This window comes from Paraoerskovia marina DSM 21750, assembly GCF_000701465.1.
GTDB lineage: Bacteria > Actinomycetota > Actinomycetes > Actinomycetales > Cellulomonadaceae > Paraoerskovia > Paraoerskovia marina.
Genome location: NZ_JNIY01000003.1, coordinates 880,193 through 906,512, shown reverse-complemented (window position 1 = coordinate 906,512; position 26,320 = coordinate 880,193). Strand labels below are relative to the sequence as shown.

Genomic DNA, 26,320 nt, shown 5'->3' with positions numbered 1-26,320 from the left:
ACAAGAGTCTACGACCCTCACCCGACTATCGGTAGGACAGCACCTGCTGGAGCAGCTCCGGAGCCCGACGGTCGTAGACCCGCCCTCCGAACCTCACGCCCACGACGAGAGCGAACGCGCCCAGGACGGCACCGGCGACCGCCGTCACGACACCGAGTGCGGGCAGGTCGAGGAACAGGGTCAGCCCCGCGAGGACGAGGACCGGCAGCGACGCGACACCCGCGGCGGCGATCGCGCCGAACTGACCAACGAGCGGGGCGAGCGACGCGCTCTGCGCGCTCTTGAAGGGACTCTCGCCGGGTTCAGGCACCGGGTAGAGATAGAGCGCCGACGCCACCGAGGACGTGCCGAGCGTCCCGAGGAACGTCATCACGGCGACCCCGAGCGTCACCGCCAGGAGATCCCACCGGCCGCTCGCCGCCGCCGTGGTGACCACGGACAGCACGACGACGGGCAGCCCGACGAGCAGGACGGGCAGCACACGGCCCCAACGGTCGGCACGGCCTGAGACACCCGTGGTCACGTGCAGCGCGAACGCACTGTTGTCGTATGCAATGTCGGACGAGATCCCGAAGCCCAGGAGGAAGGCGATGATCGGCCCGGTGAGCATGAGGGCCGACGTCGTCAGATCGCCGCCACTGATGACGATAATCACGACGGGCACGATCGGGACGAACGCCAGCGAGGTCGAATACCGCGGATCCCGGCGCCAGTAGGTCGCCGCGCGCGCGGCCACGGCACCCGTGGGCGTCGACGCGACGCGTCCGAACCATCCGAGCCCGTCCACGCTGACAGAGCGCTCCTGACGTGCTCCCCCGGTCAGCTCGCGCGCGAGCGCCCAGGACCACCCGCGCCACGCGAGCAGCAGTGTGGCGGCCACGATCGCGACCCGCGCGGCGAGGGCGAGCCAGGCGCCGTCCACGACGTCACCGGCGAGCGCCCACGCTGCACCGAGCGGCGTCCAGGCGAGAACGCTGCCGAGGGACCCCAGGAGCGCGTCGAAGGACTCGGGGCTGATCACGAAGGTCAGATCTTGGCTGGTCCCGACGAACACGAGCCAGGCACCGATGCCGAGGAGGGCTATCACGAGCCCGCTCAGCTCGCGGGCACGACGTGACTCCATCACCGGCGCGAGGATCGCCGACAGTGCGCTGGAGCCGACGACGCACGTCGCGACCCCGCAGACGGCACCGACGAGCGCGACCGGCATCACGGCGACGTGTGCGGACCACGCCGCGACCGTCGCCAGCGCCACGATCACGAGCGCGAGCCCGCCGACACCGATCAGCGTTGCGACCGCGAGCCCGATGACGAGCTGTCGACGTGGGATCCCGAAAGGTGCGAGGCGCCGCGGGTCGAGAGCGTTGTTCATCCCCGACGTCAGCAGCGGGCCGATCCACCACCCGGCGACGAGCAAGGCCCCGAGGAGTACGACCGCGTCGCGCGCGACACCAGGATCGACCACTCCCGTGACGACGACTACACCGGCGACGAACATGGCGAGAGCCAGCGCGTAGAGCGTGCCGAGCACGAATCCGATCGTGAGCCAGATGCTCCGCCGGAACCCATTGACGAGCAGCCGGAGCTTGAGCCGGGCTAGCTCCGCAACCACTGCAGCCCCTCGGACACCTGGCGGCCGCCCACGAGCTCGACGAAACGGTCCTCCAGACTGCTCCCGGCCCGGACGTCGTCGACGGTGCCCTGCGCGAGCACGAGCCCGTTCGCCACGACCGCCACGTGGTCGCACATCCGCTGGACCAGGTCCATGACGTGCGACGAGACGACGACGGTTCCGCCCGAGGCAACGAAGTTCCGCAGGATGTCGCGGATGTTCGCGGCAGAGACCGGGTCGACGGCCTCGAAGGGCTCGTCGAGGACGAGGACACGGGGGGCGTGGATCAGCGCCGACGCGAGCGCGATCTTCTTGGTCATCCCGGCGGAGTAGTCGACGACGAGCTTGCCCGCGTCGCCGGTCAGGTCGAACGCCTCGAGCAGCTCGTCCGTACGCTCGACGACGGTGGCACGGTCCATGCCCCGCAGCAGGCCCGCGTACGTGACGAGCTCTCGCCCCGTGAGCCGGTCGAAGATCCGGACCCCGTCCGGGAGCACACCGAGCCGTCGCTTGACCGCGTCCGGCGCCGCCCAGAGGTCCTCGCCGAGGACGTGCACGGACCCGTGGTCCGGGCGGAGCAGGCCCGTGGCCATGGAAAGAGTGGTCGTCTTGCCGGCGCCGTTGGGGCCCACCAGGCCGTAGAACGATCCGGCCGGTACGTCGAGGCTCGCGCCCTGGACCGCCACCGTGTCGCCGAACCGCTTCCACAACCCGCGCACGGACAGCGCCGCGCCGAGGTCGGGCGGTGCGACCGTCGGTGATCCTTCGGGCGTCGTGCTGACCGCACGCGCGCCGTCGTCCTGTGCCTCGTGCATCTCCACGATCCCCCCACGTCGTCCTCGGTGCCAGCAACCTAACGCATCCGAGGACGTCGGGGCCAAGGCCCTGTGGACGGCCGGGCGGCGACCGGCGCACGCTCGGCCGCTCCGTGTCGGTGGGCCGTGCCAAGGTTCACACATGGAGATTTCGGTCGTTTTCGTCCTGGTCGTCGGCGCCGTCCTGCTCGGTGTGGCCATCGGCTACCTCTGGCGCATCGTCCGCGACGGGCAGGGTCGGCGTGAGGCGGACCACGAGCTCGCGCGACTGCGTGCCGAGCTGCAGAGCACCCGGCGGGAGACCGAGCTGCAGGTCCGCGCGGCACGCGAGGAGCAGGAGGCGGCCGCGCACCGGTTCAGCGTCCTCGCCGGGGACGCGCTCGCCAAGAACAACGAGCAGTTCCTCTCGCTCGCCGAGCAGCGGCTCAGCCGGACCACCGCCCGCAACGACGACGCCCTCGCCCAGCGGGAGCAGGCGTTCCGCACGCTCCTCGACCCCATCGGCAAGAGCCTCGAGCAGGTGCGCGCCGAGGTCGCCGAGCAGGAGAAGCAGCGCATCGAGTTCGACTCCCGTCTCGGCGAGAAGATGCGCGGTCTGGCGGACGCCTCGCGCGAGCTCAGCAAGGGCACGAGCGACCTGGTCACAGCCCTCCGTTCCTCCCAGCAGCGCGGCGCGTGGGGCGAGCTCCAGCTGCAGCGGGTCGTCGAGGCCGCGGGCATGATGGAGCAGGTGGACTTCGACGTCCAGGTGCAGGCGACGACGTCCGACGGAGAGGCACTGCGTCCGGACATGGTCGTCCACCTCGCGGGCGGCAAGACGATCGTCGTCGACTCCAAGGTCGCGTTCCTCGGGTACCTCGAGGCGCAGCAGAGCGACGACCCCGCTCGACGTGAGGAGCGGATGGAGGCGCACGTCCGCCACGTGCGCAAGCACGTCGACGACCTGGCCTCGAAGCGGTACTGGGACCTCTTCGACAACGCCCCCGAGTTCGTCGTGATGTTCGTCCCCGCTGAGGCGTTCCTCTCCGCGGCCCTCGACCGCGACCCCTCGCTGATGGAGGAGGCCGCGCGCAAGAACGTGATCCTCGCGAGCCCGACGACGTTGCTCGCCCTGCTGCGCACCGTCGCCTACTCCTGGCGTCAGCAGGCCCTCGCCGACAACGCCCAGCAGGTGCTCCGCGTGGGCAAGGAGCTGCACTCACGCCTCGTGACGATGACGGGGCACGTGACGAAGATGGGCCGGGCGCTGGAGTCGTCGACCAAGGCCTACAACTCGATGATCGGGTCGCTCGAGCGCAACGTCCTCACCTCGGCACGACGGATGGTCGAGCTGCAGGTCGTCGATCCCAAGGAGGCGATCGAGGAGCTCGAGGGGATCGACGAGACCCCTCGACCGATCACCAAGCCCGAGCTGATCGCGGCGGAGGAGGGCGGCGTGGTCGCGATCGATGACCAGGAGCGCGACGCCGGCGACGCCACCGGCACCCGCTCGGCGGCCAACGACCGATGACGCGCCTCACGCCCGGCGGAGTCGGAGCGCGGCCCCACCGCCGGGCGCGGTCCGCCTAGATCGGGTCGACCGACAGCGAGCGCCGGCCGCCCTGCTGCGGGGCGGTTCCGGCGGCCTTCAGGTCGGTGCGCAGCTCGCGAGGAAGCGAGAACATCAGGTCCTCCGTCGCCGTCCGGACCTCCTCGACCGTGTCGTACCCGCGGTCCGCGAGGTAGCGGAGCACGTCGTCGACGAGGATCTCGGGAACCGACGCCCCCGACGTGACGCCGACCGTCCGCACGCCGTCGAACCAGGCCTCGTCGATCTCGGCAGCACGGTCGATCCGGTAGGACGTCCTGGCGCCGGCCTCGAGGGCCACCTCGACGAGGCGGACGGAGTTCGAGGAGTTGGCCGAGCCCACGACGATCACGAGGTCGCAGTCCGGAGCCAGCTTCTTCACCGCGACCTGCCGGTTCTGCGTGGCGTAGCAGATGTCGTCACTCGGCGGGTCCTGCAGCGTCGGGAACTTCTCGCGCAGGCGACGGACCGTCTCCATGGTCTCGTCGACCGAGAGCGTGGTCTGCGAGATCCAGACGACCTTCTCGGGGTCGCGCACCACGACGTCGTCGACCGCGTCCGGCGAGTTGACGACCTGCACGTGGTCCGGGGCCTCGCCGGCGGTGCCCTCGACCTCCTCGTGGCCCTCGTGCCCGATCAGCAGGATGTCGAAGTCGTCGCGAGCGAACCGGACGGCCTCCTTGTGCACCTTGGTCACGAGCGGGCAGGTCGCGTCGATCGTGTCGAGGTTGCGCTCGGCGGCCGAGGCTTTCACCGCCGGCGAGACCCCGTGGGCGGAGAACACGACCCGTGCACCCTCCGGCACCTGGTCCGTCTCGTCGACGAAGACGGCGCCGCGCTCCGAGAGCGTCGCCACCACGTGCTTGTTGTGCACGATCTCCTTGCGCACGTAGACGGGCGCTCCATAGTGCTCCAGGGCCTTCTCGACGGCCACGACGGCGCGGTCCACGCCGGCGCAGTACCCACGTGGCGCGGCCAGGAGCACACGCTTCGTGTCGGTCACGGTCGGAGACACAGTCGAAGAAGTCACCGCCCCAGTCTAGGAGGTCGCACGCCCACCGTGGGGCACCGCGGCCCGGATGCCCGATGTCGGTGCCATGGGGCAGGGTGGACCCCGTGACCGATGACTCCGCCGCACGCCGGGTGCCCGAGAAGGCCCTGGACACGACCCCCGACTCTCCGTGGCCGGTGCGGCTGATCGCCGAGAAGATCCGTGCGTACATCGACCGCATGCCGCCGGTCTGGGTCGAGGGGCAGGTCGTCCAGCTCAACCGGCGCAGCACCCGCGCCTACCTGACGCTGCGCGACGCCGACCTCGACATCTCCGTCTCCGTCAACGCCTCCACCCGCACGGTCGACGCCACCACCGCCCCGATGTCAGAGGGGTCCACCGTGGTGGCGCACGTCAAGCCGGAGTACTGGCTCAAGCGCGGTTCCCTCCAGATGGCGGCGAAGGAGTTCCGCACGGTCGGCATCGGCGAGCTCCTGGCCCGGATCGAGGAGCTGCGTCGGGTGCTGACCGCCGAGGGCGTCTTCGACCGGGAGCGCAAGAAGCCGCTGCCATTCCTGCCGGCCGTGGTGGGCCTCATCTGCGGGCGTGACTCGAAGGCTGAGCACGACGTCGTCGTGAACGCCCGCGAGCGCTGGCCGCACGTCCGGTTCGAGATCCGTGAGGTCGCGGTCCAGGGCGCCGACGCCGTCCCCCAGGTCAGTGCCGCGCTCGCCGAGCTCGACGGCAGGCCCGAGGTCGAGGTGATCGTGATCGCGCGCGGTGGCGGGGCCGTCGAGGACCTCCTGCCGTTCAGCAACGAAAAGCTGGTCCGTGCCGTCGCGTCCGCAAGCACGCCGGTCGTGAGCGCGATCGGTCACGAGACGGACGCGCCGCTGCTGGACCTCGTGGCCGACTACCGCGCGTCGACTCCCACCGACGCCGCCAAGACGATCGTCCCCGACGTCGCCGCCGAACGTGCCGGGATCGCCCAGAGCCGCGAACGCATGGCGCGTGCGCTGGAGCGCCTCGTCGACCGCGAGCAGCACGGACTCACCGCCACCCGCTCGCGTCCCGTCCTCGCCCGGCCGGCGACGATGGTCGAGGACCGCGAGACGCGCGTGCACGCAGACATCGAGCGGGCACGCCACGCCGTCCGCCGCCGCGTGCTCGGCGCCGAGGCCGAGATCGGCCGTCTCGAGGGGCAGGTGCGAGCGTTGTCCCCGCACCGGGTCCTCTCGCGCGGCTACGCACTGGTGCAGACCTCCGCGGGCTCGCTCGTCCGCTCCGTCGGGGACGTCACCGCGGGTGACAGCCTGCACGTCCGGCTTGCGGACGGTCAGGTGGACGCCACGGCGACTTCGACGACGTCCGGCCCGGCCGTCCCCACGACCCGGGGCGCCCCCGCACACCCCACCGCCTCAACCACTGGACAGGAAATCTCGTGAGCACTGAACCGACCACTCCCGATGCCGGAACCGCCGACGTCGCACAGCTCGGGTACGAGGAGGCGCGCGACGAGCTGGTCAGCATCGTGGCCCGCCTCGAGTCCGGAGGAGAACCGCTCGAGGCGTCGCTCGCGCTGTGGGAGCGCGGCGAGGCGCTGGCGAACCGGTGCCAGACCTGGCTGGACGGGGCGAGGGAACGGATCGACGCCGCCCAGGCGGGCAGTTCCTCGACGGCGAAGGACGGCCCGGAGGCCGACGGCCGATGAGCACCCGCGCGGCCCTGGTCGTCGGTGAGGTTCTGGTCGACATCGTGCGACGCCCGGACGGCACCGTCTCGGAGCACCCGGGCGGGAGTCCGGCGAACGTCGCGATCGCCCTCGGGCGCCTGGGCCGCCCGGTCGACCTGGCGACGTGGATGGGGCACGGGGCGTACGGCGACCTGGTGAGCAGGTGGCTCGCGAAGTGCGGCGTGGGGCTCGTGGACGGTAGCGACGGGGCGCTCGAGACCTCGGTCGCCACGGCGATCCTGGACGACGACGGCGAGGCGACCTACCGGTTCGACGTCGCGTTCTCCGTCCCGCGGGGTGCTCACGAAGCGCTGAGCGCGGCGACGCCGTGCGTCCATGCCGGGTCGATCGCGGCGCTCGACGCCCGCGCGCACGGCGACGTGGTCTCCCTCCTGACCGAAGCCCGGCCGAACTCGACGGTGTCGTTCGACCCGAACGTCCGGCCCGCGCTCATGGGTGACCCGGCCGACGCGGCCCGACGGGCGGACTCGATCGTCGACGTCGCGGACGTCGTCAAGGCCAGCGACAGCGATCTGGCCTGGCTCTTCCCCGGCACGGACCCGATCGACGCGGCGCGCCGCTGGGTGGGCCGCGGCCCGTCGCTGGTCGTCCTGACGCTCGGCGACGAGGGCGCCGTCGCCCTCACGCCCGAGCACACCGTCCGCGTCGCCGGGGTTCCCGTGGACGTCGTCGACACGGTCGGTGCGGGTGACGCGTTCATGGGCGCGCTCATCGACGGACTGTGGGAGCGCGACCTCCTCGGTGCCGGGCACCGGCAGGCGTTGCGCCGTGCAGACGCCGAGGTGATCGAGGGCGTCCTGACGCACTGCACACGGGCCGCGGCCCTCACGGTCACGCGGCGTGGCGCACAGCCGCCGACGCGGGCCGAGCTTGAGAACTGGTAGCAGTCACGCCCGCGGATGAGTGAAAATGCAGGCATGACGATGACACCCCAGCAGGCATGGACGGCACTCCAGGAGGGCAACCAGCGGTTCGTCGCCGGAACGCCCGACCACCCCTCGCAGGACGCGGCGCGGCGCGCCGAGGTCAGCGCGCAGCAGCACCCCTTCGCGGTCATGTTCGGCTGTTCCGACTCGAGGGTCGCCGCCGAGATCATCTTCGACCGCGGGCTCGGCGACCTGTTCGTGGTCCGCACGGCGGGGCACGTCGTCGACACGTCCGTGCTCGGGTCGATCGAGTACGGTGTCGCGCTGCTCGAGACCCCCCTGATCGTCGTGCTCGGCCACGACTCGTGCGGGGCGGTCGCCGCGGCGGCGCACACGCTGGAGACCGGCGAGACGGCTCCCGGGTTCGTGCGCAGCGTGGTGGACAAGGTGATCCCGTCGATCGTCAATCTCACCTCGGCCGGCAAGACGGTCCGGGACAGCGAGAGCGGCGTCGTCGACCCCCAGATGCTGCTCCACGAGCACGTCCGCAGCACGGTCTCGCTCCTGTACGGCACCTCCGCGTCGATCACCAAGGCCGTCGACGAGGGCCGGTGCGCGATCGTCGGGCTCGAGTACGAGCTCACCGAGGGCCGCGTCCGCCTCGTCGAGTCGATCGGCGACATCGGCGAGTAGCCTGCGCACGAGCCGCGGTGCGGAACTCCTCCTCGGAGTGCGGCAACATAGGGGCATGACTGCTTCTCATGACGCCCCCGAGGGCGAGTTCCGCATCGAGCACGACACGATGGGTGAGGTGCGCGTCCCGGCGGACGCCCTCTACCGGGCGCAGACCCAGCGCGCGGTCGAGAACTTCCCGATCTCCGGCACCCCGCTCGAGCGAGGCCACATCGAGGCACTGGCCCGCGTGAAGAAGGCTGCCGCCCGCGCGAACGCCGAGCTCGGGGTCCTGGACCAGAGCATCGCCGACGCGATCGTCGCCGCCGCCGACGAGGTCGCCGCCGGCGGCCTGGACGACCACTTCCCGGTCGACGTCTTCCAGACCGGGTCGGGGACGTCGTCGAACATGAACACCAACGAGGTGCTCGCCACCCTCGCGACGCGATCGCTCGGCGAGGGCGTCCACCCGAACGACCACGTCAACGCCTCGCAGTCGTCCAACGACGTCTTCCCGACGTCCGTGCACGTCGCCGCGACGGCCGGAGTCGTCCGGGATCTCGTGCCCGCGCTGGAGCACCTGGCGACGTCGCTCGAGGCCAAGTCGGCGGAGTTCGCGCACGTCGTGAAGTCCGGCCGCACGCACCTGATGGACGCCACGCCGGTCACGCTGGGCCAGGAGTTCGCCGGGTACGCCGCCGCCGTCCGCTACGGCATCGAGCGGCTCGATGCCGTGCTCCCCCGCGTCGCCGAGGTGCCGCTGGGCGGGACCGCCGTCGGCACCGGCATCAACACCCCGGCAGGGTTCCCCCAGCGCGTCATCGAGCTGCTCCGCGAGGACACCGGGCTGCCCCTGACAGAGGCACGCGACCACTTCGAGGCCCAGAGCGCCCGCGACGGGCTCGTCGAGCTCTCCGGTGCGCTGCGCACGATCGCGGTCTCGCTGACCAAGATCTGCAACGACCTGCGCTGGATGGGCTCCGGCCCGAACACCGGGTTGGGCGAGATCGCCATCCCCGACCTGCAGCCGGGCAGCTCGATCATGCCGGGCAAGGTCAACCCCGTCATCCCCGAGGCCGTGCTCATGGTCGCCGCCCGCGTCGTCGGCAACGACGCCACGGTTGCGTGGGCGGGTGCGAGCGGCGCCTTCGAGCTCAACGTGCAGATCCCGGTGATGGCGCTCGGCACCCTCGAGTCGATCCGACTGCTCTCGAACGCCTCGCGCGTCCTGGCGGACAAGACCGTGGACGGTCTCGTCGCCAACGAGGAGAAGGCTCGGGCGCTCGCCGAGTCCTCGCCGTCGATCGTCACGCCGCTCAACCGCGTGATCGGCTACGAGGCCGCGGCGAAGATCGCGAAGTACTCGGTGGCCGAGAAGGTCACGGTCCGCGAGGCCGTCGTCGCGCTCGGCTACGTCGAGCGCGGTGAGGTCACCGAGGAGCAGCTCGACACCGCACTCGACGTCATGTCGATGACGCGCCCCCCGCAGGCCTGAGCACCGGCCCGCAGCACCGCGGCCGCCCGACCAGAGACTCTGGTCGGGCGGCCGCGGTGCGTGTCATGCGGTGAGGGGTGTCAGCCCCTCGCGATGGATCAGGTCCACTGCGTGAGCTTCAGGCCCTGCTTGTCGCGGAACGAGCCGATGAGCAGCATGATGAAGTCGACCAGCACCCAGACGCCAAGCCCACCGAGGGTGACGATCATCAGCACCCCGGTGCCGATCTTGCCGACGTAGAAGCGGTGGATGCCCAGCGTCCCGAGGAAGAAGCAGAGCAGGACGGCCGGAAGCAGCAGCTTCGGGCTCGACGGCTCGACGGGGGCCTGCGGGGCGTGCGGGGAGGCAGCGGTTGCCATGTTCGATCTCCAGTTTTTAGGGCACCTCGAAATGGTGCGGAGATCAGGCTAGCGACAGTCGGCATGGTGCGAAAGATCCCGTTACCTGAATCTTCGGGTGAAATTTCGGATCTCGTCCGAACCCTCAGATGTCGAGCGACTCCATCATCTCGGTCACGAGCGCGGCGACCGGCGACCGCTCCGACCGCGTCAGCGTGACGTGGGCGAACAACGGGTGCCCCTTCAGCGCCTCGATCACCGCGGCGACACCGTCGTGCCGGCCGACACGCAGGTTGTCCCGCTGCGCGACGTCGTGCGTCAGGACGACCCGCGAGGACTGCCCGATGCGGGACAGCACGGTCAGGAGGACGTTCCGCTCCAACGACTGGGCCTCGTCCACGATCACGAACGAGTCGTGCAACGAGCGCCCCCGGATGTGCGTCAGCGGAAGGACCTCGAGCAGTCCACGGTCGATGACCTCCTCGACCACCTCGGACGAGACCAGCGCGCCGAGCGTGTCGAAGACGGCCTGCGCCCACGGCCCCATCTTCTCGCCCTCGGTCCCCGGCAGGTACCCGAGCTCCTGGCCGCCGACGGCATAGAGGGGCCGGAAGACGACGACCTTGCGGTGCTGGTTGTGCTCGAGCACGGCCTCCAGCCCGGCGCAGAGCGCGAGAGCCGACTTTCCCGTCCCGGCACGGCCGCCGAGCGAGACGATACCGACGGACTCGTCGAGCAGGAGGTCGATGGCCACCCGCTGCTCGGCGGAACGCCCGTGGACCCCGAAGACGTCCTGGTCACCCCGGACGAGCTGGACGTGCTTGTCGGCCGTGACCCGACCGAGCGCAGACCCTCCCGGCGAGTGGACGACGAGGCCGGTGTGGCAGAGCAGTGGTCCGGCGTTCTCGAGCACCATCGGGTCGAGCGAGGCCAGCTCGAGCGACTCGTGCTCCCAGAGCGCGCTCATCTGCTCACCCGCGATGTCGATCTCGCTCATCCCCGTCCAGCCCGAGTCGACCGCGAGCTCGGCCCGGTACTCCTCGGCCGCGAGCCCGACGGCCGAGGCCTTGACCCGCATCGGGAGGTCCTTGGAGACCACCGTGACGTGGGCGCCCTCCGCGGCGAGGTTCGCGGCGACCGCGAGGATGCGCGTGTCGTTGTCACCGAGGCGGAACCCGGCGGGCAGCGTGCTCGGGTCGGTGTGGTTCAGCTCGACCCGCAGGCTTCCTCCCGCGGTCCCGATCGGGAGCGGCGCGTCGAGACCGCCGTGCTGGACCCGCAGGTCGTCGAGCGCACGCAGGGCGCTGCGCGCGAAGTACCCGAGCTCCGCGTGGTGCCGCTTCGCCTCGAGCTCCGTGATCACGACGACCGGCAGCACCACGTGATGCTCGGCGAACCGGAAGATCGCCCGGGGGTCGGAGAGGAGGACGGACGTGTCGATGACGTAGGTGCGTCGTCCCGACGGCGGTGGCCCCGTCGTCTCGGGCGCCGGAGCACCTGTGCCGGTCGAGGTGGGGGACGACGTCGTACGAGACTCTTCGATCTGGTCCACGGCAGGCTCCCTCATGACGCGTCAGCGTCGTCGTACCCGTGCCACGGTCTCCGGCCGGGCGGGTGTTGCACCCGGACCGACCGCGTCGCGCGCCACGGACTCTCGTGTGGGGCGGTCGGCCGGCCCGTGCGTTCGGGCCGGGGTGACCGGCCCTCCTGCGCGCAGATGTTCCTGCATGGGCTTGCCTCCCGAGAGACGACGTGTGTCGTCTGTCACACAAAAACTACGCCCATGTCATTCGGATCGCGCGGCCAACACGACGACAGAACGTGATCGTCATCTGCTGTTCACCGGACCGTGCGAGCGGCGGCAGACTGCGGGCCTGGCCACCCGCCGAGCACGCCCGCCGACACCCGGACGACGAACCCGACGACGACCACCCAGCTCGCCCGCGGAGGCGACGGCGAGAGCCCGGAGCGCTTTGCCAGTTCCGAAGAAGTGTGGCTATGGTCACACACCATCACGGCGGATCCACGCCGTGATCACACGATCCACGCACTCCATCGACCTACGAGGAGCATCATGCAGCAGACCACCATCAGGACCTCGGCGCGTCGCCGGACCCTCGGTGCCGTCATCGCCGTCGCCGCCATCGGTCTCACCGGTGCCTGCGCCAGCGACGACGACTCCGCCGAGGGATCGACGACCGCCGACGGGATCGAGCTGGTCGAGGCAGGGACGCTCACCGCCTGCACCCACCTCCCCTACAAGCCCTTCGAGTACACCGAAAACGGCGAGGTCGTCGGGTTCGACGCCGACCTCGCCCAGCTGGTGGCCGACGACCTCGGGGTCGAGCTCGACGTCGTCTCCACCGGCTGGGAGCAGATCACCGGCGGTGCGGCGTTCGCCGCCGGCCAGTGCGACCTCGGCATGGGCGCGGCGACGATCACGCCCGAGCGCGAGGAGTCCGTGGCGTTCTCCGACCCGTACTTCAACGCGACGCAGGCGCTGCTCGTCGCGGCCGACTCGGGCTACGAGAGCCTCGAGGACCTGGACGGGAAGCAGCTCGGCGTCCAGACCGGGACGACGGGCGAGATCTACGCGAACGACAACGCCGAGGAGTACGGCTACGAGACGGTCGTCTTCGAGGACTCCCTCTCGCAGGCGAACGCCGTCAAGACCGGCAAGGTCGACGCCGCGATCAACGACAACGGCACGGTGCTGTTCTTCGCCTCGGAGAACACGGACACGACCGTCACGGAGGAGTTCGACACCGGCGAGAGCTACGGCTTCATGGCCGCGAAGGACTCCGAGAACGCCGACGCGCTCCTCGAGCGGTTCAACGAGGTGCTCGCCGCCGCCCAGGACGACGGCACCTACGACGAGATCTTCGCCACCTACTTCGGCGCCGTTCCTGGCGAGCTGAACAGCTGACCGTGACATCCACCGACGCGGCGCCGCGGGCTCGGGTGAGCCCGCGCAAGCGCCGTCAAAGGATCCGTGTCCTGCAGTACGGCGTCCTGGTCGCCGCGATCGTCGCGGCCGCGGCGATCGCGGACTGGGGGCAGATCGTCGACGTCTTCTTCAACGTCGACGCCGCCCGGCAGACGGTGGCGGACGGACTGGGCTCGGCACTGCTGCACACGGTCACGTACTCCCTCGGCGGGTTCGTCCTCGCCTTCATCTTCGGCACGATCCTCGGGCTGATGCGACTGTCCGAGGTGGGCCCGTACCGCTGGATCGCGCGGGCCTACGTGGAGTTCTTCCGCGGGCTCCCGACGTTGATCGTGTTCATCGCGCTGTCGCTGATGCCCCTGGCGTTCCCGGGCATGTCGATCCCGTTCGACCCGTACGGCACCGTCTGGCTCGCCCTCGGGATCGTCGGGGCGGCCTACGTGGCCGAGACGGTGCGTGCGGGCGTCCAGGCGGTACCCCGCGGGCAGGTCGAGGCCGCTCGGTCCCTGGGCATGAGCTCGGCCGCAGCCACCCGCAAGGTGGTTCTCCCGCAGGCGTTCCGCATCATGATCCCGCCGCTGACCAACGAGCTGATCATCCTGGTGAAGGACTCGTCGCTGGTCTTCGCCATCGGTCTGGCGCTGAGCGACTTCGAGCTGACGACCTTCGGCAAGAGCGAGGCGAACGCGCTCGCCAACGTCACGCCGCTGGTCGTGGCCGGGCTCGCCTACCTCGTGATCACGCTGCCGCTGTCGATCCTGGTGCAGCGCATGGAAGCTTCGACGGCAAAGGGCCGGTGACTGGTATGACGTCCAACGAACAGACCCCCGAGAGCAGCTCCCCGCTCGTCGACATCCGGAACCTCCACAAGTCGTTCGGCGACAACCACGTGCTGCGGGGCATCGACTTCTCCGTCGCCCCCGGCGAGGTCGTCTGCGTGATCGGGCCCTCGGGCTCGGGCAAGTCGACCCTCCTGCGCTGCATCAACATGCTCGAGGAGCCGCAGGTGGGCGACGTCGTGGTCCGGGGCGAGGACCTGACCGACCCGGACTGCGACATCGACGCGGCCCGACGGCACATCGGCATGGTGTTCCAGCAGTTCAACCTGTTCCCGCACCAGACGGCCCTGAGCAACTGCACCCTCGCTCAGCGGACGGTTCTCGGGCGCCCGGCCGCCGAGGCGACGCGGGTCGCACGCATGAACCTCGAGCGGGTCGGCCTGGCCGACAAGGAGGACGCCCTGCCGGCGCAGCTCTCCGGTGGCCAGCAGCAGCGCGTGGCGATCGCCCGCGCGCTGTCGATGGCGCCGCTCCTGATGCTCTTCGACGAGCCGACCTCGGCTCTCGACCCCGAGCTGGTCGGCGAGGTGCTGACCGTCATGCGCGGTCTCGCCGACGAGGGGATGACGATGATCGTGGTCACCCACGAGATGGCGTTCGCCCGCGAGGTCGCCGACCGCGTCGTCTTCATGGACGGCGGGGTCATCGTGGAGGAGGGGACGCCCGCCGAGGTGATCGGCGACCCCCAGGAGGAACGCACCCAGGAGTTCCTGCGCCGGGTGCTCGACCCGACCAACGCGGGCGCCCTCTGACGGCGCTCGTGGGTGGGCGGCTCTAGGGTCGAGAGATGACGCAGAGCCACCCACCCGCACTCGACGCCGTCGCGCTGGCGGCTGCCCTCCGCGACGGAGAGTTCTCCGCCACCGAGATCCTGCACGCGACGCGCCGGGCGATCGACGACGTCGGCGCACGCGTGGGCGCGTTCGTCACCGGCGCGCAAGATGCCTCCGACGCGATGGCCGCGGAGCAGGCCGCGGAGGCGGACCGTCGTCTGGCGGCCGCACGCCGGGACGGCACGACGGCGGACCTCCCGCCGTTCCTCGGTGTCCCCGTCCCGGTCAAGGACCTGACGATGGTGGCGGGCGTCCCGTTCCGCGCGGGATCCGCCGCTCTGCCCGGCGACCCCGCTCCGGTCGACGCCGGTGTCGTCCGCCTCCTGCGCGAGGCCGGCACCGTGATGGCCGGGAAGACCACGACGCCCGAGCTCGGCCTGCCGCCGTACACCGAGCCGGACACCGGGCCGCCGGCGCGGACGCCGTGGGACCTGTCGCGGTCCGCGGGCGGCTCCAGCGGCGGAGCAGGAGCGGCGGTCGGGTCGCACGTGGTGCCCGTCGCCCAGGGCAGCGACGGCGGGGGCTCGATCCGCATCCCCGCGAGCGCGTGCGGCCTCGTAGGACTCAAGCCGTCGCGCGGGCGGGTCTCCCCCGGCCCGGACGGGGTCGACGGCGCGGGGCTCGCGGTGAACGGGGTGCTGACCCGCACCGTCCGTGACACCGCGGCCTTCCTCGACGTCCTCGCGCGCCCGTGGCCGGGCGAGACGTTCACGTTGCCTCGGCCCGCGGACCTAAGGCCTGGCGCGACGTTCCTCGACGCCTGCGCCACGCGGCCCGGGCGCCTGCGCGTCGGCGTCCTCACGGACCCGGTGATCTCGCCCGACGCGCCTGTCGACCCGCAGGTTCTCGAGGCGACCCGCCAGACCGCGGAGCTCCTCGCCGAGCTCGGGCACGACGTCTCCCCCGCGCCGCTGCCGTTCCCGGCCGAGCGCTGGGACGCCTTCGCCGTCCTCTGGTCGACGATGGCGCTCTCGGCCCCGATCCCCCCGGAGGTCGAGCACCTCCTGACACCGCTGACCCGGGCGCAGCGCGACGCGGGGCGCGGTGTGGACGGCCTGTCGGTCGCGCGCGCGTTCGAGGCCGTCCAGCTCATCACGCGGGAGGTGGCCCGGTCGTGGGAGTCGTTCGACGTCGTCCTCACCCCGACCCTGGCGCAGCCGCCCGCGCCGCTCGGGTCGATCCGCGACGACGCCGACCCCGCGGCGGACTTCGCCGCGCAGATGGCCTACACGCCGTGGACGAGCGTCGCGAACCTCACCGGCCGCCCCTCGGTCAGCCTGCCGCTTCATCGCGCCGCGTACGACGGCGTCGAGCTGCCGCTCGGGAGCATGCTCACCGGCCGTCTCGGCGACGACGCGCTCCTGCTCTCCCTCGCCGCCCAGCTCGAGACCGCGCGGCCCTGGGCGACGCACGTCCCGCCGGTGCACGCATGAGGTGGGTCGTCCTCCTGCGCGCCGTGAACGTCGGCGGGACGAAGAAGGTCCCGTCCGCCGCGCTTCGGGCCGCAGCCGTCGCCCGAGGATTCACCGACCCGACGACGTACCTCGCCTCGGGCAACCTCGTCGTCTCCCCGGGAACGTCGGGAGCGACGACGCCCGAGGAGGTCGGCGTGCTGATCACGGGCGAGCTGGCGACGACGCTCGGGGTCGAGACGGACGCCGTCGTGCTCGACGCCGCCGGGCTCCGTCAGGTGCTCACCGAGAACCCGTTCCCCGACCAGGCCCGCGACGACCCGTCACACCTCCTCGTCGCGTTCCACCCCGGAGCGACGGGGCGCAGCGGACGGATCGACGTCAGCTCGACCGGCCCCGAACAGGTCGTCGCCGCCGGTGCCGTCACCTATCTCTGGTACCCGGACGGCAGCGGCCGCTCGAAGCTCACCGGCCCGCGCCTGGAACGGCTGCTCGGCACGTGGTCGACCACGCGCAACTGGCGGACGGTTCTCCACCTGGCGGAGACCGCGGCCCAGGAGTCGGGCGACTCCACCGGCAGCCGGTCGAAAGACTAGAATGGCCGCCCCGACGGTTGTAGACCGTCGTCAGCATCCCGTCGCCGAAGTATCTGGAGCCTTGTGAGCACTGAGCCCGACAGCAACCCCGAGACGGACCACGACGACCCGTACCCGCTCCCGAGCGGCACCGGGATCGGACCGTCGACGAAACGCGCGCGGAACAAGGCCCGGTCCTGGGTCACTCGCGAGACGACGGGCGGCGCGCTCCTCATCGGAGCGGCGGCGATCGCCCTGATCTGGGCGAACTCCCCCTGGCGTGAGGCGTACTTCTCGCTGGCTGAGACCACCTTCGGCCCCGAGGCCTGGCACCTGAACCTCTCGTTGACGACGTGGGCGGCCGACGGCCTGCTGGCGATCTTCTTCTTCGTCGTCGGGCTCGAGCTCAAGCAGGAGTTCGTCGCCGGGAGTCTGCGGAACCCCAAGGAGGCGGGCGTCCCGATGCTCGCCGCGGTCGGCGGCATGGCCGTGCCCGCGATCATCTTCGCCGTGATCGTCGCGATCTCCGGAGACTCGGCCGCCGCGGACGGGTGGGCGATTCCCACCGCGACCGACATCGCGTTCGCTCTCGCCGTGCTTGCCGTCTTCGGCAAGGGGCTGCCGACGGCGGTCAGGACGTTCCTGCTCACGCTCGCGGTCGTCGACGACCTGCTCGCGATCACCATCATCGCAATCTTCTACACCGACGAGCTGCACTTCGGCATGCTCGGACTCTCGCTGGTCGCGATCGCCGCGTTCGCGTTCTTCGTCCGCCGCAAGAAGATGCACTGGTGGATCCTCGTCCCCCTCGCGTTCGCGGCCTGGACCCTCATGCACGCGTCCGGCATCCACGCGACCATCGCCGGTGTGCTGCTCGGCTTCACCGTCCCCGCGATCGCGAAGTTCGGCGAGCGCCACCCGCGCACGGCGAGCCTGGAGCACACGTGGCGCCCGATCTCGGCAGGCATCGCCCTGCCGATCTTCGCCTTCTTCGCCGCCGGCATCTCGGTGGTCGACGCGGGCGGCCTGGGAGAGCTCCTGGCGGAGCCCGTGGCCATCGCCATCATCACCGGACTGATCCTCGGCAAGATCATCGGTGTGCTCGGCGTGACGTGGATCGTCACCCGGATCACGCCGCTGCGCCTCGCACCGGGCATCGGCGTCAGGGACCTGCTGCCCGTCGGCTTCCTCGCCGGCATCGGGTTCACCGTCTCCCTGCTGATCTCCGAGCTGTCGTTCCCCGGCGACCACGAGCACACCGACGCCGCCAAGGTCGCGATCCTCGTCGCCTCGATCGCCGCCGCGATCATGGCCGCCGTCTCGCTGCGCTGGGACACGCGCAACGCGCGGACCGACGACATGAACCTCGACGGCAAGCCCGACAACGTCGAGCACTACATCGGCGACCCCGAGGTCTGGGAGAAGTAGTCTCTCGACCGCCCACGCGTCAGGCCGGCGCGTGGGCGTCGAGGAACTGGTACACCTCTGTCTGGTCCACCCCGGGGAACGCCCCGGTCGGCATCGCCGCGAGCATGCTGGCGTGCGGCCGTGCGCTGGGCCAGGCCTGGTCCTGCCAGCGTGCGGCGAGGGCCGACGGCGGGCGACGGCAGCAGTCCTCGTCCGGGCAGCGCGAGGTGTCGCGCTCGGTGGTCTCGCGCCCCGCGAACCACTTCACGTGCGCGAACGGCACGCCGACGCTGACGGAGAACTCGCCGTCGGGCGTGTCCTGGACCCGTGAGGTGCACCAGTAGGTCCCCGACGGCGTGTCGGTGTACTGGTAGTAGGGGCTCAGCCGGTCCTCGATCCCGAACACCACGCGCGCCGTCCAGTTGCGGCACACGTACTGACCCTCGATCGCGCCGATCGGGTCCGCGGGGAACCGGACGCCGTCGTTCTCGTACGCCTTGTGGATCACCCCCGACTCGTGGATCTTCATGAAGTGCACGGGGATCCCGAGGTGCCGGGTGGCGAGGTTGGTGAACCGGTGCGCGGCGGTCTCGTAGCCGACCGCGAACTGGTCCCGCAGGTCCTCGATCGAGATCGCGCGGGCGTCCTTCGCCTCCCGCAGGTGCTTGACGGCGTCGCGCTCGGGCAGCAGGAGCGCCGCCGAGAGGTAGTTCGCCTCGACCCGTTGGCGCAGGAACTCCGCGTAGTCCGTGGGCTCGTGGTGCCCCAGCACGTGGCTCGCGAGCGCCTGGAGCAGTGCGGAGCGCGGGTCAGACGTCGAGCGCACCCCGGTGCTGGGCAGGTACACCCGGTGGTGGCGCTGGTCGATCACGGAGCGGGTGGAGTGCGGCAGGTCGCTGACGTAGTGCAGCGTGAACCCGAGATGGGCGGCGAGGTCGGCGGCGACGCGCTGGGACAGCGTCCCGCGGGTGTGCCCCACGCCGTCCAGGAGCTCACGCGCGGCGTCCTCGAGCTCCGGGAAGTAGTTGTCCTGGTCACGCATGAGGCGTCGCAGCTCCGCGTTCGCCCGTCGCGCCTCCTCCGGGGTCGCCGCACGCTCGGTGTGCAGGCGCTCGATCTCCCGCTGGAGGGCGATGATGGTCGACAGGGCGTCGTCCGGAAGGCTCTTGCCGACACGGACGCCGGGGATGTTGAGCGAGGAGAACAGCGGACCCCGCTGGGCGCGCTCGAGCTCGACCTCCAGGGCGTCGCGTCGCGACGGCGCCGCCGGCGCGAGGAGGTCCTCCACGCTCGCGTCGAGGGCGCGGGCGATCTGGTGCAGCTGGCTGAACTTGGGCTCCCGCTTGCCGTTCTCCAGCGTCGAGACCTGTGACGGCGCGCGGTCGATCGCTGCGGCGAGCTCCGCCAGCGTCATGCCCTGCCGCGTCCGCAGGTGCCGGATGCGGCGCCCGATCACGAGGGCGTCGGGCTCGTCGTCGAGCGCGATTTCGGGAACGTTCGGGGTTCTGCGCGGACCCGCACCGGAGATAGCCATGAGCGATGGTGACACACACCACAATGTTCAATCAACAGAAACTGTCGATTTCTTCTACCCGGGTCACAGTTGTTGAGGGGTTGCACGGTTAAGGACTCTCGTTGTGCAGCACTTTCCGCCGCATCGTCGCTCAGGAGGCCCATCGTGAACACCCCGAAGATCGTCACCCGTCGCTCCGACAACGAGTACCGCCGCGTCGCGGCCGCCACCGCGACGACCGCGGACGTCGAGGTCACCGAGCGGATCCCCGAGCCCAGCACGGCCACGCGCCCCGGGGACCAGACGCAGACCGCCGAGGAGCTCGAGCGCGAGTGGATCACCAACCCGCGCTGGTCCGGTGTCCGCCGCGACTACACCGCGCAGGACGTGATCGACATCCGCGGCTCGGTCCGCGAGGAGCGCACGCTCGCCCGTCGCGGCGCCGAGAAGCTCTGGGAGCTCATCAACCGCGGTGCCGACGAGCAGGGCGAGCCGCAGTGGTCGGCCGCGCTCGGGGCGCTCTCGGGCAACCAGGCCGTCCAGCAGGTCCGTGCCGGACTCGAGGCCATCTACCTGTCCGGGTGGCAGGTCGCCGCCGACGCGAACCTCTCCGGCCAGACCTACCCCGACCAGTCGCTCTACCCCGCCAACTCCGTCCCCGCCGTCGTGCGCCGCATCAACAACGCGCTGCTCCGTGCCGGCCAGGTCGAGTTCGAGGAGGCCGGCGCCGAGAGCTCGACCGAACCGCGCGACTGGATGGCTCCCATCGTCGCCGACGCGGAGGCCGGGTTCGGCGGTCCGCTCAACGCCTACGAGCTCATGCAGCAGATGATCGAGGCCGGCGCGGCAGGCGTCCACTGGGAGGACCAGCTCGCCTCGGAGAAGAAGTGCGGTCACCTCGGCGGCAAGGTCCTGGTCCCCACGGCCCAGCACATCCGCACCCTGAACGCGGCCCGTCTGGCCGCCGACGTCTCGGGCGTCCCGTCCATCATCATCGCCCGCACGGACTCCCTCGCCGCCGACCTCATCACGAGCGACGTCGACGAGCGCGACCAGCCGTTCCTCACCGGTGACCGCACGAGCGAGGGCTTCTACCGCACGACGCCGGGCGAGGACGTCGTCGTCGCCCGCGCCCTGGCCTACGCCGAGTACGCGGACATGATCTGGGTCGAGACGTCGGAGCCCGACCTCGAGCTCGCGCGTCGCGTCGCGGAGGCCGTCCACGCGAAGTTCCCGGACAAGAAGCTCGCGTACAACTGCTCGCCGTCCTTCAACTGGAAGAAGCACCTCGATGACGAGACGATCGCCCGCTTCCAGCGCGACCTCGCCTCGTACGGGTACACGTTCCAGTTCATCACCCTCGCGGGCTTCCACGCGCTGAACCACGCGATGTTCGAGCTCGCCCGCGGGTACAACGAGCGCGCCATGAGCGCGTACGTCGAGCTGCAGGAGGCCGAGTTCGCCTCCGAGCAGCACGGCTACACGGCCACCCGCCACCAGCGGGAGGTCGGTACCGGGTACTTCGACCGGGTCTCGACCGCCCTGAACCCGGCGAGCGCCACCCTCGCCCTCGCCGGGTCCACCGAGACCGCACAGTTCTGACCAGGCAGGAGACGATCATGACCACGCTCACCGAGCACCCGACCGACACGTCCCCGACCAGACGCGTGACCATTCCCGGCACGATGCGCGTCAAGGCCCGCTCCGGCACCCGCTACGACGAGATCCTCTCGACCGAGGCGCTGACGTTCCTCGCCGAGCTCCACGAGGAGTTCGGGGGCCGCCGGCACGCCATCCTGCACGCCCGCGAGCGCCGCTGCGAAGAGGTCGCCAACGGGATCGACCCGGACTTCCGGGCGAGCACGCGGCCGGTCCGGGACAACGCGGCCTGGCAGGTCGCCGGTGCCGGCCCGGGTCTGGAGGACCGCCGCGTCGAGATCACGGGTCCCACGGACCCGAAGATGACGGTCAACGCGCTGAACTCGGACGCGAAGGTGTGGCTCGCCGACGCCGAGGACGCGTCGTCCCCGACGTGGCGCAACGTCGTCGAGGGCCAGCTCGCGCTGCACGACGCGATCCGCGGAACGCTCGCGTTCACCGCGGAGAACGGCAAGGAGTACGCGCTGCGCTCGGCGGAACTGACGGACATGCCGACGATCGTCTTCCGCCCCCGCGGGTGGCACCTCGACGAGAAGCACCTGCGGCACACCGACCTGTGCGGGACGACGCACGACGCCTCGGGCAGCCTCGTGGACTTCGGCCTGTACCTGTTCCACAACGCCGAGGAGCTGATCGCCCGGGGCCGTGGACCGTACTTCTACCTCCCGAAGCTCGAGGGGTACCGCGAGGCACGGCTGTGGAACGACGTCTTCTGCTGGGCGCAGACCCGGCTGGGCATCCCCCGCGGGACGATCCGGGCGACCGTCCTGATCGAGACGCTGCCGGCCGCGTTCGAGATGGACGAGATCCTGTTCGAGCTGCGCGAGCACTGCGCGGGGCTGAACGCGGGCCGGTGGGACTACCTGTTCTCGATCATCAAGTCCTTCCGCACCCGGGGGGACGCGTACGTCCTGCCGGACCGCGCCCAGGTCGGGATGACCGTCCCGTTCATGCGCGCCTACACCGAGCTGCTGGTGCAGACCTGCCACAAGCGGGGAGCGCACGCGATCGGCGGGATGAGCGCGTTCATCCCGGACCGCCGTCGTCCGGACGTCACGGAGCGGGCGTTCGCCCAGGTCCGCGCGGACAAGAAGCGCGAGGCCACCGACGGGTTCGACGGCACCTGGGTGGCGCACCCCGACCTCATCCCGTCGGCCCGTGGTGAGTTCGACGCCGTGCTCGGCGACCGCCCGCACCAGATCGACCGCAAGCGTGAGGACGTGCGGGTGGGGCAGCACGAGCTGCTCGACGTCCGCTCGGCACGACGCGGGGGTGCGACGATCACCGACGAGGGCCTGCGCGCCAACATCTCCGTGGGTGTGCGCTACGTCGACTCGTGGCTGCGGGGCGTCGGCGCCGCGGCGATCGACCACCTGATGGAGGATGCCGCCACGGCCGAGATCTCGCGGTCGCAGATCTGGCAGTGGATCGCCTCGGGGACGCGGACGGAGGACGGCCGGCCGATCACGCAGGAGCGGGTCGAGGAGCTGCTCGCCGAGATCGTCGAGGAGCTGCCGCGCACCGAGGAGGACCGGATCGACGAGGCGGCGGAGATCTTCCGCCAGGTCGCTCTCGCCGAGGAGTACCCGGCCTTCCTGACGAACGACGCGTACGCGCGCTACCTCGTCGGATCGAGCGTGGACGAGCGGCGCTGAGCCGCTCTGCCACGTCCCCGCTTCGCTCACAGCGCGGCACTCGTGGTCCGGGCGGGTGGACGGGCGGGCTTCAGGTAGTCCTGACGCCCGCCCGTCCACCCGCCCGCCTGCTGCCCCCAGGTCAGGATGGACCGCCGGCTACGCCGGCGCCGTCCGCGCCAGCCGCTGCGCGATCATCGCGCAGACGATCAGCTGGAGCTGGTGGAACACGATCAGGGGCACCGCCACGGTTCCCGCGACGGCCACGGGGAAGAGGACCGACGCCATCGGCAGGCCGGTGGCGAGGGACTTCTTCGAGCCGCACATGAGCAGCGCGACACGGTCGGCGCGGTCGAGGCCGAGGGCCCGTCCTCCGAACCAGGTGACGGCGAGCATGATCGCGAGCATCGCGGCCGAGACCAGGAGCAGGCCCGCGAGCGCCCAGGCCGAGACGGCGCCGAACGCCCCCTCGGACGCCGCGCCCGAAACGGACGAGAAGACGATCAGCACGATCGCACCCCGGTCGACGTAGACCGAGATCCACCGTCGTGCTCGGATCCAGGCACCGATCAGCGGCTGCACGAGCTGTCCGAGCACGAAGGGCAGCAGCAGGTGCAGCAGGACGTCGCCGATCCCGGACATGCCGAGACCGGCCGTCTCGGCGCCCATGAGCCACAGCACCAGCAGCGGCGTGAGCACCATCCCGAGGAGGTTGGAGACCGTCGCGCCGCACACCGCACCGGCGACGTTGCCGTGGGCCATGGAGGTGAAGGCGACGGAGGCCTGGACGGTGGAGGGCAGGAGCGAGACGTAGAGGATCCCCCCGGCAAGGCCTGCCCCGAGCGCGGGCCCGACGAGCCACGCGGTGACCAGCCCGAGGACGGGAAAGACGAGCCACGTCGAGGCGAGGATCCCGCCCTGCAGGCGCCAGTTGCGGAGCCCGTCCCACACCTCACGGCTCGGGAGTCTCGCGCCGTAGACGAAGAAGAGGAGCGCGACGGCGGCCGTCGACACCCCGTCGACGACACCACGTGCCGTGTCGGGGACGGGGAGCAGCAGCCCGAGGGCGAGCGAGGTCAGGATGGCGGCGACAAAGGGGTCGACCCGTCGCCAGACGTTCTGCACGGGTGCGCGTCACCCCTGCCGGGTCAACGTCGGGAGTCCGTCGCGTCGAGCGCGGCGAGCGCGTCCGCCAGCGGGCGCAGGGCATCGGCGGTGTCGAGGAACCGGGCCGCGGCCGCGTCGTCGTGCATCTCGAAGGCCACCTGGGCACGCAGCAGCAGCGCACGACGTCGCATCGGCTCGGACCCGCGTGCCTCGACGGCGAAGGCGTCGTCCAGAAGGCGCGCGGTCCCGGCCAGGTCGCCGGCACCGCGGAGTATCCGCGCGTGCTCGACGACCTGACCGAGGCTCGGGGGCGTGGGCGGCGTCCGCCGGGGCAGGATCTCCACGGTGGACACCTCCTCGCACTGACCTTCTGTCGACCAGAAGCCTAGCCGGTACGCACCGGGCTCAGCGCTGCACGCGCGCCGAACCGCCACCGGCGAGCTTGGCCACCTCGGCGAGGGTCGCCGTCGAGGTGTCGCCCGGCGTCGTCATGGCGAGAGCACCGTGGGCGGCGCCGTACTCGACCGCCTCGCCGATGGAGACCAGCTCCATCAGGCCGTACGCGAGCCCGGACGCGAAGGAGTCCCCGCCGCCGACCCGGTCGAGGATCTCGAGGCGCGGGCGGTGCGTCGCCTCCGCGAACCCCTGCGTCCGCGACCACGCGATGGCACCCCAGTCGTTGACCGTCGCGGTGTGCACGCCGCGCAGGGTGGTGGCGATCACCTGGAAGTTCGGGAACGCCTCGGCAGCACGACCGATCATCGATCGGAAGGCACCCGTGTCCAGGTCGGTGAGGCTCTCGTCGACACCCTCGACCTCGAACCCGAGGCTCGCCGTGAAGTCCTCCTCGTTGCCGATCATGACGTCGACGTACTGGGCGAGCCGTCGGTTGACGTCCTGGGCACGCTCGACGCCTCCGATCCCCTGCCACAGGGACGGACGGTAGTTGAGGTCGTAGGAGACGATCGTCCCGTGCTTGCGCGCCGCGCTCATCGCGGCCTCGGCGACGTCGGCGGCGTTCTCCGAGAGCGCCGCGAAGATCCCGCCGGTGTGGAACCAGCGCACGCCACGCGCGAACAGCGCGTCCCAGTCGACGTCGTCGGGCCGCATCTGCGCGACGGCGGTGTTGCCCCGGTCCGAGACGCCGACCGCACCGCGGACACCGAACCCGCGCTCGGTGAAGTTGAGGCCGTTGCGGACCTCGCGCCCGATGCCGTCGTACGGCACCCACCGGACGTGGGAGGTGTCGAGCCCGCCGGTGAGCATGAAGTCCTCGACGAGGCGGCCGATCTCGTTGTCCGCGAGGGCCGTGACGACGGCGCCGCGGAGCCCGAAGCATCGTCGCAGCCCGCGGGCGACGTTGTACTCGCCGCCACCCTCCCACGCGGAGAAGGTGCGGGCCGTGCGGATGCGCCGCTCACCGGGGTCGAGACGGAGCATCACCTCGCCGAGCGCGACGACGTCGTAGTCGCACTCCTCGGCGGGACGGACGGTCAGTGCGGGGGACGACGTGCTCAACGCTCTTCTCCTTCGACGGCGGTACCCAGGGAGTCGGCGGGGTGCAGGTCCGCCGGGTGCGGCAACGGCCGGGACGCCACGACCTGCTCGGCCAGCTCGACGGCGTCGCGGCTGAGCTCGGTGACCCGCTCCCAGTCCTCACCCTGGACGAGCGCACGGTCGACCATCCAGGAGCCGCCGACGGCGAGCACCTGCGGCAGCATCAGGTAGTCGCCCATGTTGTGCGCGGAAATCCCCCCGGTGGGGACGAAGCGCAGGCCGGGGAACGGGGCCGCGAAGGCCTTGACGGCGGCGGGGCCGCCGAGGGTGCCCGCGGGGAACAACTTGACGGTGTCGAGACCGAGCTCGACCGCACGCATGATGTCCGACGGCGTCGCGACCCCCGGGATGATCGGGATCTCGTGCTCACGCGCACGCGCGACCACGGCCTCGGAGATGCCGGGCGAGACGAGGAAGCGGGCTCCGGCATCGACGGCGGCGTCGACCTGGTCGGGACGGATGACAGTCCCGGCGCCGACGAGCATCTCCGGGTAGTCCTCCGAGATCGCACGGATGGCCGCGGCAGCGCCGGCGACCCGGAAGGTGATCTCCGCGATGGGCAGGTGGCCGCGGCGCAGGGCGTCGGCGACGTTGAGCCCCTCGGCCTCGCCGTCGGCGACGACGACGGGGACCACACGCGCGGACGCGAGCTCCGACCAGGTTTCCGTGTAGGTAGTCATTGACCTTCCGTTTCGCTATAGTGAACGGTGATTCCGTGCTGATGAACA

24 protein-coding genes are annotated in these 26,320 nt (G+C 71.1%); 14 read left to right on the top strand and 10 right to left on the bottom strand.

Translation table 11 applies throughout. From position 1 onward, the window contains the following. Nucleotides 1–25: 25 nt before the first annotated feature. Complete coding sequence (locus Q343_RS0104265) at nucleotides 26–1,612, bottom strand: hypothetical protein (RefSeq protein ID WP_029252351.1); 1,587 nt, start codon at nucleotides 1,610–1,612, stop codon at nucleotides 26–28. After that, complete coding sequence (locus tag Q343_RS0104260; RefSeq protein ID WP_052366923.1) at nucleotides 1,597–2,427, bottom strand: ABC transporter ATP-binding protein; 831 nt, start codon at nucleotides 2,425–2,427, stop codon at nucleotides 1,597–1,599. The genes Q343_RS0104265 and Q343_RS0104260 overlap by 16 nt, the downstream gene beginning before the upstream one ends. A 142-nt stretch (nucleotides 2,428–2,569) precedes the next feature. On the opposite strand from Q343_RS0104260, the gene Q343_RS0104255 reads away from it, so the two are divergent. After that, nucleotides 2,570–3,937, top strand: coding sequence for a DNA recombination protein RmuC (locus Q343_RS0104255; RefSeq protein ID WP_052366845.1), 1,368 nt, complete (start codon nucleotides 2,570–2,572; stop codon nucleotides 3,935–3,937). Between the two features lie 55 nt (nucleotides 3,938–3,992). Here the strand turns inward: Q343_RS0104255 and Q343_RS0104250 are convergent, their stop codons facing one another. Further along, the gene (locus tag Q343_RS0104250; RefSeq protein WP_029252348.1) at nucleotides 3,993–5,024 is read right to left on the bottom strand and encodes a 4-hydroxy-3-methylbut-2-enyl diphosphate reductase; all 1,032 of its coding nucleotides are present in this window, start codon (nucleotides 5,022–5,024) and stop codon (nucleotides 3,993–3,995) included. A gap of 86 nt (nucleotides 5,025–5,110) precedes the next feature. On the opposite strand from Q343_RS0104250, the gene xseA reads away from it, so the two are divergent. The 5 genes from xseA to Q343_RS0104225 are packed head-to-tail and all read left to right on the top strand — an operon-like array spanning nucleotide 5,111 to nucleotide 9,771. Then, nucleotides 5,111–6,430, top strand: coding sequence for an exodeoxyribonuclease VII large subunit (gene xseA / locus Q343_RS0104245; RefSeq protein ID WP_248616731.1), 1,320 nt, complete (start codon nucleotides 5,111–5,113; stop codon nucleotides 6,428–6,430). Next, the gene (locus tag Q343_RS0104240) at nucleotides 6,427–6,696 is read left to right on the top strand and encodes an exodeoxyribonuclease VII small subunit (protein ID WP_029252346.1); all 270 of its coding nucleotides are present in this window, start codon (nucleotides 6,427–6,429) and stop codon (nucleotides 6,694–6,696) included. The genes xseA and Q343_RS0104240 overlap by 4 nt, the downstream gene beginning before the upstream one ends. Next, nucleotides 6,693–7,622, top strand: coding sequence for a carbohydrate kinase family protein (locus tag Q343_RS0104235; RefSeq protein ID WP_029252345.1), 930 nt, complete (start codon nucleotides 6,693–6,695; stop codon nucleotides 7,620–7,622). Before Q343_RS0104240 ends, Q343_RS0104235 begins: the two co-directional genes overlap by 4 nt. 39 nt (nucleotides 7,623–7,661) lie before the next feature. Beyond that, on the top strand, nucleotides 7,662–8,297 hold the full coding sequence (locus Q343_RS0104230) for a carbonic anhydrase (RefSeq protein ID WP_081829655.1): 636 nt from the start codon (nucleotides 7,662–7,664) through the stop codon (nucleotides 8,295–8,297). Nucleotides 8,298–8,352: 55 nt separating this feature from the next. Continuing rightward, complete coding sequence (locus Q343_RS0104225; RefSeq protein ID WP_029252343.1) at nucleotides 8,353–9,771, top strand: class II fumarate hydratase; 1,419 nt, start codon at nucleotides 8,353–8,355, stop codon at nucleotides 9,769–9,771. A gap of 98 nt (nucleotides 9,772–9,869) precedes the next feature. Here Q343_RS0104225 and Q343_RS13825 read toward each other — a convergent pair whose 3' ends face one another. Together Q343_RS13825 and phoH2 are read right to left on the bottom strand one after the other, a co-directional pair. Then, complete coding sequence (locus tag Q343_RS13825; RefSeq protein WP_052366843.1) at nucleotides 9,870–10,130, bottom strand: TM2 domain-containing protein; 261 nt, start codon at nucleotides 10,128–10,130, stop codon at nucleotides 9,870–9,872. Nucleotides 10,131–10,254: 124 nt separating this feature from the next. After that, nucleotides 10,255–11,550 (bottom strand): RNA 5'-3' helicase PhoH2, encoded by a 1,296-nt coding sequence (gene phoH2 / locus Q343_RS0104215; RefSeq protein ID WP_231959376.1) that lies wholly within the window; start codon nucleotides 11,548–11,550, stop codon nucleotides 10,255–10,257. Nucleotides 11,551–12,183: 633 nt separating this feature from the next. Here phoH2 and Q343_RS0104210 point away from each other — a divergent pair. The 6 genes from Q343_RS0104210 (at nucleotide 12,184) to nhaA (ending at nucleotide 18,143) form a co-directional block, all read left to right on the top strand. Continuing rightward, nucleotides 12,184–13,035, top strand: a complete 852-nt coding sequence (locus Q343_RS0104210; RefSeq protein WP_029252340.1) for a transporter substrate-binding domain-containing protein — start codon at nucleotides 12,184–12,186, stop codon at nucleotides 13,033–13,035. A 2-nt stretch (nucleotides 13,036–13,037) separates the two neighbouring features. Next, nucleotides 13,038–13,856, top strand: a complete 819-nt coding sequence (locus tag Q343_RS0104205; RefSeq protein WP_029252339.1) for an ABC transporter permease subunit — start codon at nucleotides 13,038–13,040, stop codon at nucleotides 13,854–13,856. Nucleotides 13,857–13,861: 5 nt separating this feature from the next. Further along, nucleotides 13,862–14,647 carry an amino acid ABC transporter ATP-binding protein gene (locus tag Q343_RS0104200; protein ID WP_029252338.1) on the top strand — a complete coding sequence of 262 codons (786 nt, stop codon included), beginning with the start codon at nucleotides 13,862–13,864 and terminating at the stop codon, nucleotides 14,645–14,647. Nucleotides 14,648–14,682: 35 nt separating this feature from the next. After that, nucleotides 14,683–16,161 carry an amidase gene (locus Q343_RS0104195; protein WP_043109224.1) on the top strand — a complete coding sequence of 493 codons (1,479 nt, stop codon included), beginning with the start codon at nucleotides 14,683–14,685 and terminating at the stop codon, nucleotides 16,159–16,161. Further along, nucleotides 16,158–16,736, top strand: a complete 579-nt coding sequence (locus Q343_RS0104190) for a DUF1697 domain-containing protein (protein ID WP_029252336.1) — start codon at nucleotides 16,158–16,160, stop codon at nucleotides 16,734–16,736. The genes Q343_RS0104195 and Q343_RS0104190 overlap by 4 nt, the downstream gene beginning before the upstream one ends. A 63-nt stretch (nucleotides 16,737–16,799) precedes the next feature. Then, on the top strand, nucleotides 16,800–18,143 hold the full coding sequence (nhaA, locus tag Q343_RS0104185; protein ID WP_248616730.1) for a Na+/H+ antiporter NhaA: 1,344 nt from the start codon (nucleotides 16,800–16,802) through the stop codon (nucleotides 18,141–18,143). A gap of 19 nt (nucleotides 18,144–18,162) precedes the next feature. On the opposite strand, the gene Q343_RS0104180 is transcribed toward nhaA, so the two are convergent. Beyond that, nucleotides 18,163–19,656: a helix-turn-helix transcriptional regulator gene (locus Q343_RS0104180; RefSeq protein ID WP_029252334.1), complete on the bottom strand. Its 1,494-nt coding sequence runs from the start codon at nucleotides 19,654–19,656 to the stop codon at nucleotides 18,163–18,165. 243 nt (nucleotides 19,657–19,899) lie between these two features. Between Q343_RS0104180 and aceA the strand changes: the two genes are divergently transcribed. Continuing rightward, on the top strand, nucleotides 19,900–21,237 hold the full coding sequence (gene aceA / locus Q343_RS0104175) for an isocitrate lyase (RefSeq protein ID WP_029252333.1): 1,338 nt from the start codon (nucleotides 19,900–19,902) through the stop codon (nucleotides 21,235–21,237). Between the two features lie 17 nt (nucleotides 21,238–21,254). Further along, nucleotides 21,255–22,949 (top strand): malate synthase A, encoded by a 1,695-nt coding sequence (gene aceB / locus Q343_RS0104170; RefSeq protein WP_029252332.1) that lies wholly within the window; start codon nucleotides 21,255–21,257, stop codon nucleotides 22,947–22,949. A gap of 138 nt (nucleotides 22,950–23,087) precedes the next feature. Here aceB and Q343_RS0104165 read toward each other — a convergent pair whose 3' ends face one another. The 4 genes from Q343_RS0104165 to eda all read right to left on the bottom strand — a co-directional run bounded on the left by Q343_RS0104165 (nucleotide 23,088) and on the right by eda (nucleotide 26,272). Then, the gene (locus Q343_RS0104165) at nucleotides 23,088–24,053 is read right to left on the bottom strand and encodes a bile acid:sodium symporter family protein (protein WP_029252331.1); all 966 of its coding nucleotides are present in this window, start codon (nucleotides 24,051–24,053) and stop codon (nucleotides 23,088–23,090) included. 23 nt (nucleotides 24,054–24,076) lie between these two features. Continuing rightward, a complete protein-coding gene (locus Q343_RS0104160) occupies nucleotides 24,077–24,379 on the bottom strand; it encodes a hypothetical protein (RefSeq protein ID WP_083372576.1) in 303 nt (100 codons plus the stop codon). Nucleotides 24,380–24,440: 61 nt separating this feature from the next. Continuing rightward, nucleotides 24,441–25,553: a sugar kinase gene (locus Q343_RS0104155; RefSeq protein ID WP_029252329.1), complete on the bottom strand. Its 1,113-nt coding sequence runs from the start codon at nucleotides 25,551–25,553 to the stop codon at nucleotides 24,441–24,443. Beyond that, on the bottom strand, nucleotides 25,550–26,272 hold the full coding sequence (gene eda, locus Q343_RS0104150) for a bifunctional 4-hydroxy-2-oxoglutarate aldolase/2-dehydro-3-deoxy-phosphogluconate aldolase (protein WP_081829597.1): 723 nt from the start codon (nucleotides 26,270–26,272) through the stop codon (nucleotides 25,550–25,552). Before eda ends, Q343_RS0104155 begins: the two co-directional genes overlap by 4 nt. Nucleotides 26,273–26,320: the final 48 nt, after the last annotated feature.

What these genes read in the sequence shown, in the direction of transcription:
- Q343_RS0104260 (WP_052366923.1), bottom strand. Translation starts at nt 2,427, where the DNA reads ATGCACGAGGCACAGGACGACGGCGCGCGTGCGGTCAGCACGACGCCC.
- Q343_RS0104255 (WP_052366845.1), top strand. Translation starts at nt 2,570, where the DNA reads ATGGAGATTTCGGTCGTTTTCGTCCTGGTCGTCGGCGCCGTCCTGCTC.
- Q343_RS0104235 (WP_029252345.1), top strand. Translation starts at nt 6,693, where the DNA reads ATGAGCACCCGCGCGGCCCTGGTCGTCGGTGAGGTTCTGGTCGACATC.
- Q343_RS0104230 (WP_081829655.1), top strand. Translation starts at nt 7,662, where the DNA reads ATGACACCCCAGCAGGCATGGACGGCACTCCAGGAGGGCAACCAGCGG.
- Q343_RS0104225 (WP_029252343.1), top strand. Translation starts at nt 8,353, where the DNA reads ATGACTGCTTCTCATGACGCCCCCGAGGGCGAGTTCCGCATCGAGCAC.
- Q343_RS13825 (WP_052366843.1), bottom strand. Translation starts at nt 10,130, where the DNA reads ATGGCAACCGCTGCCTCCCCGCACGCCCCGCAGGCCCCCGTCGAGCCG.
- Q343_RS0104210 (WP_029252340.1), top strand. Translation starts at nt 12,184, where the DNA reads ATGCAGCAGACCACCATCAGGACCTCGGCGCGTCGCCGGACCCTCGGT.
- Q343_RS0104200 (WP_029252338.1), top strand. Translation starts at nt 13,862, where the DNA reads ATGACGTCCAACGAACAGACCCCCGAGAGCAGCTCCCCGCTCGTCGAC.
- Q343_RS0104195 (WP_043109224.1), top strand. Translation starts at nt 14,683, where the DNA reads ATGACGCAGAGCCACCCACCCGCACTCGACGCCGTCGCGCTGGCGGCT.
- Q343_RS0104190 (WP_029252336.1), top strand. Translation starts at nt 16,158, where the DNA reads ATGAGGTGGGTCGTCCTCCTGCGCGCCGTGAACGTCGGCGGGACGAAG.
- Q343_RS0104180 (WP_029252334.1), bottom strand. Translation starts at nt 19,656, where the DNA reads ATGGCTATCTCCGGTGCGGGTCCGCGCAGAACCCCGAACGTTCCCGAA.
- aceB (WP_029252332.1), top strand. Translation starts at nt 21,255, where the DNA reads ATGACCACGCTCACCGAGCACCCGACCGACACGTCCCCGACCAGACGC.
- eda (WP_081829597.1), bottom strand. Translation starts at nt 26,272, where the DNA reads ATGACTACCTACACGGAAACCTGGTCGGAGCTCGCGTCCGCGCGTGTG.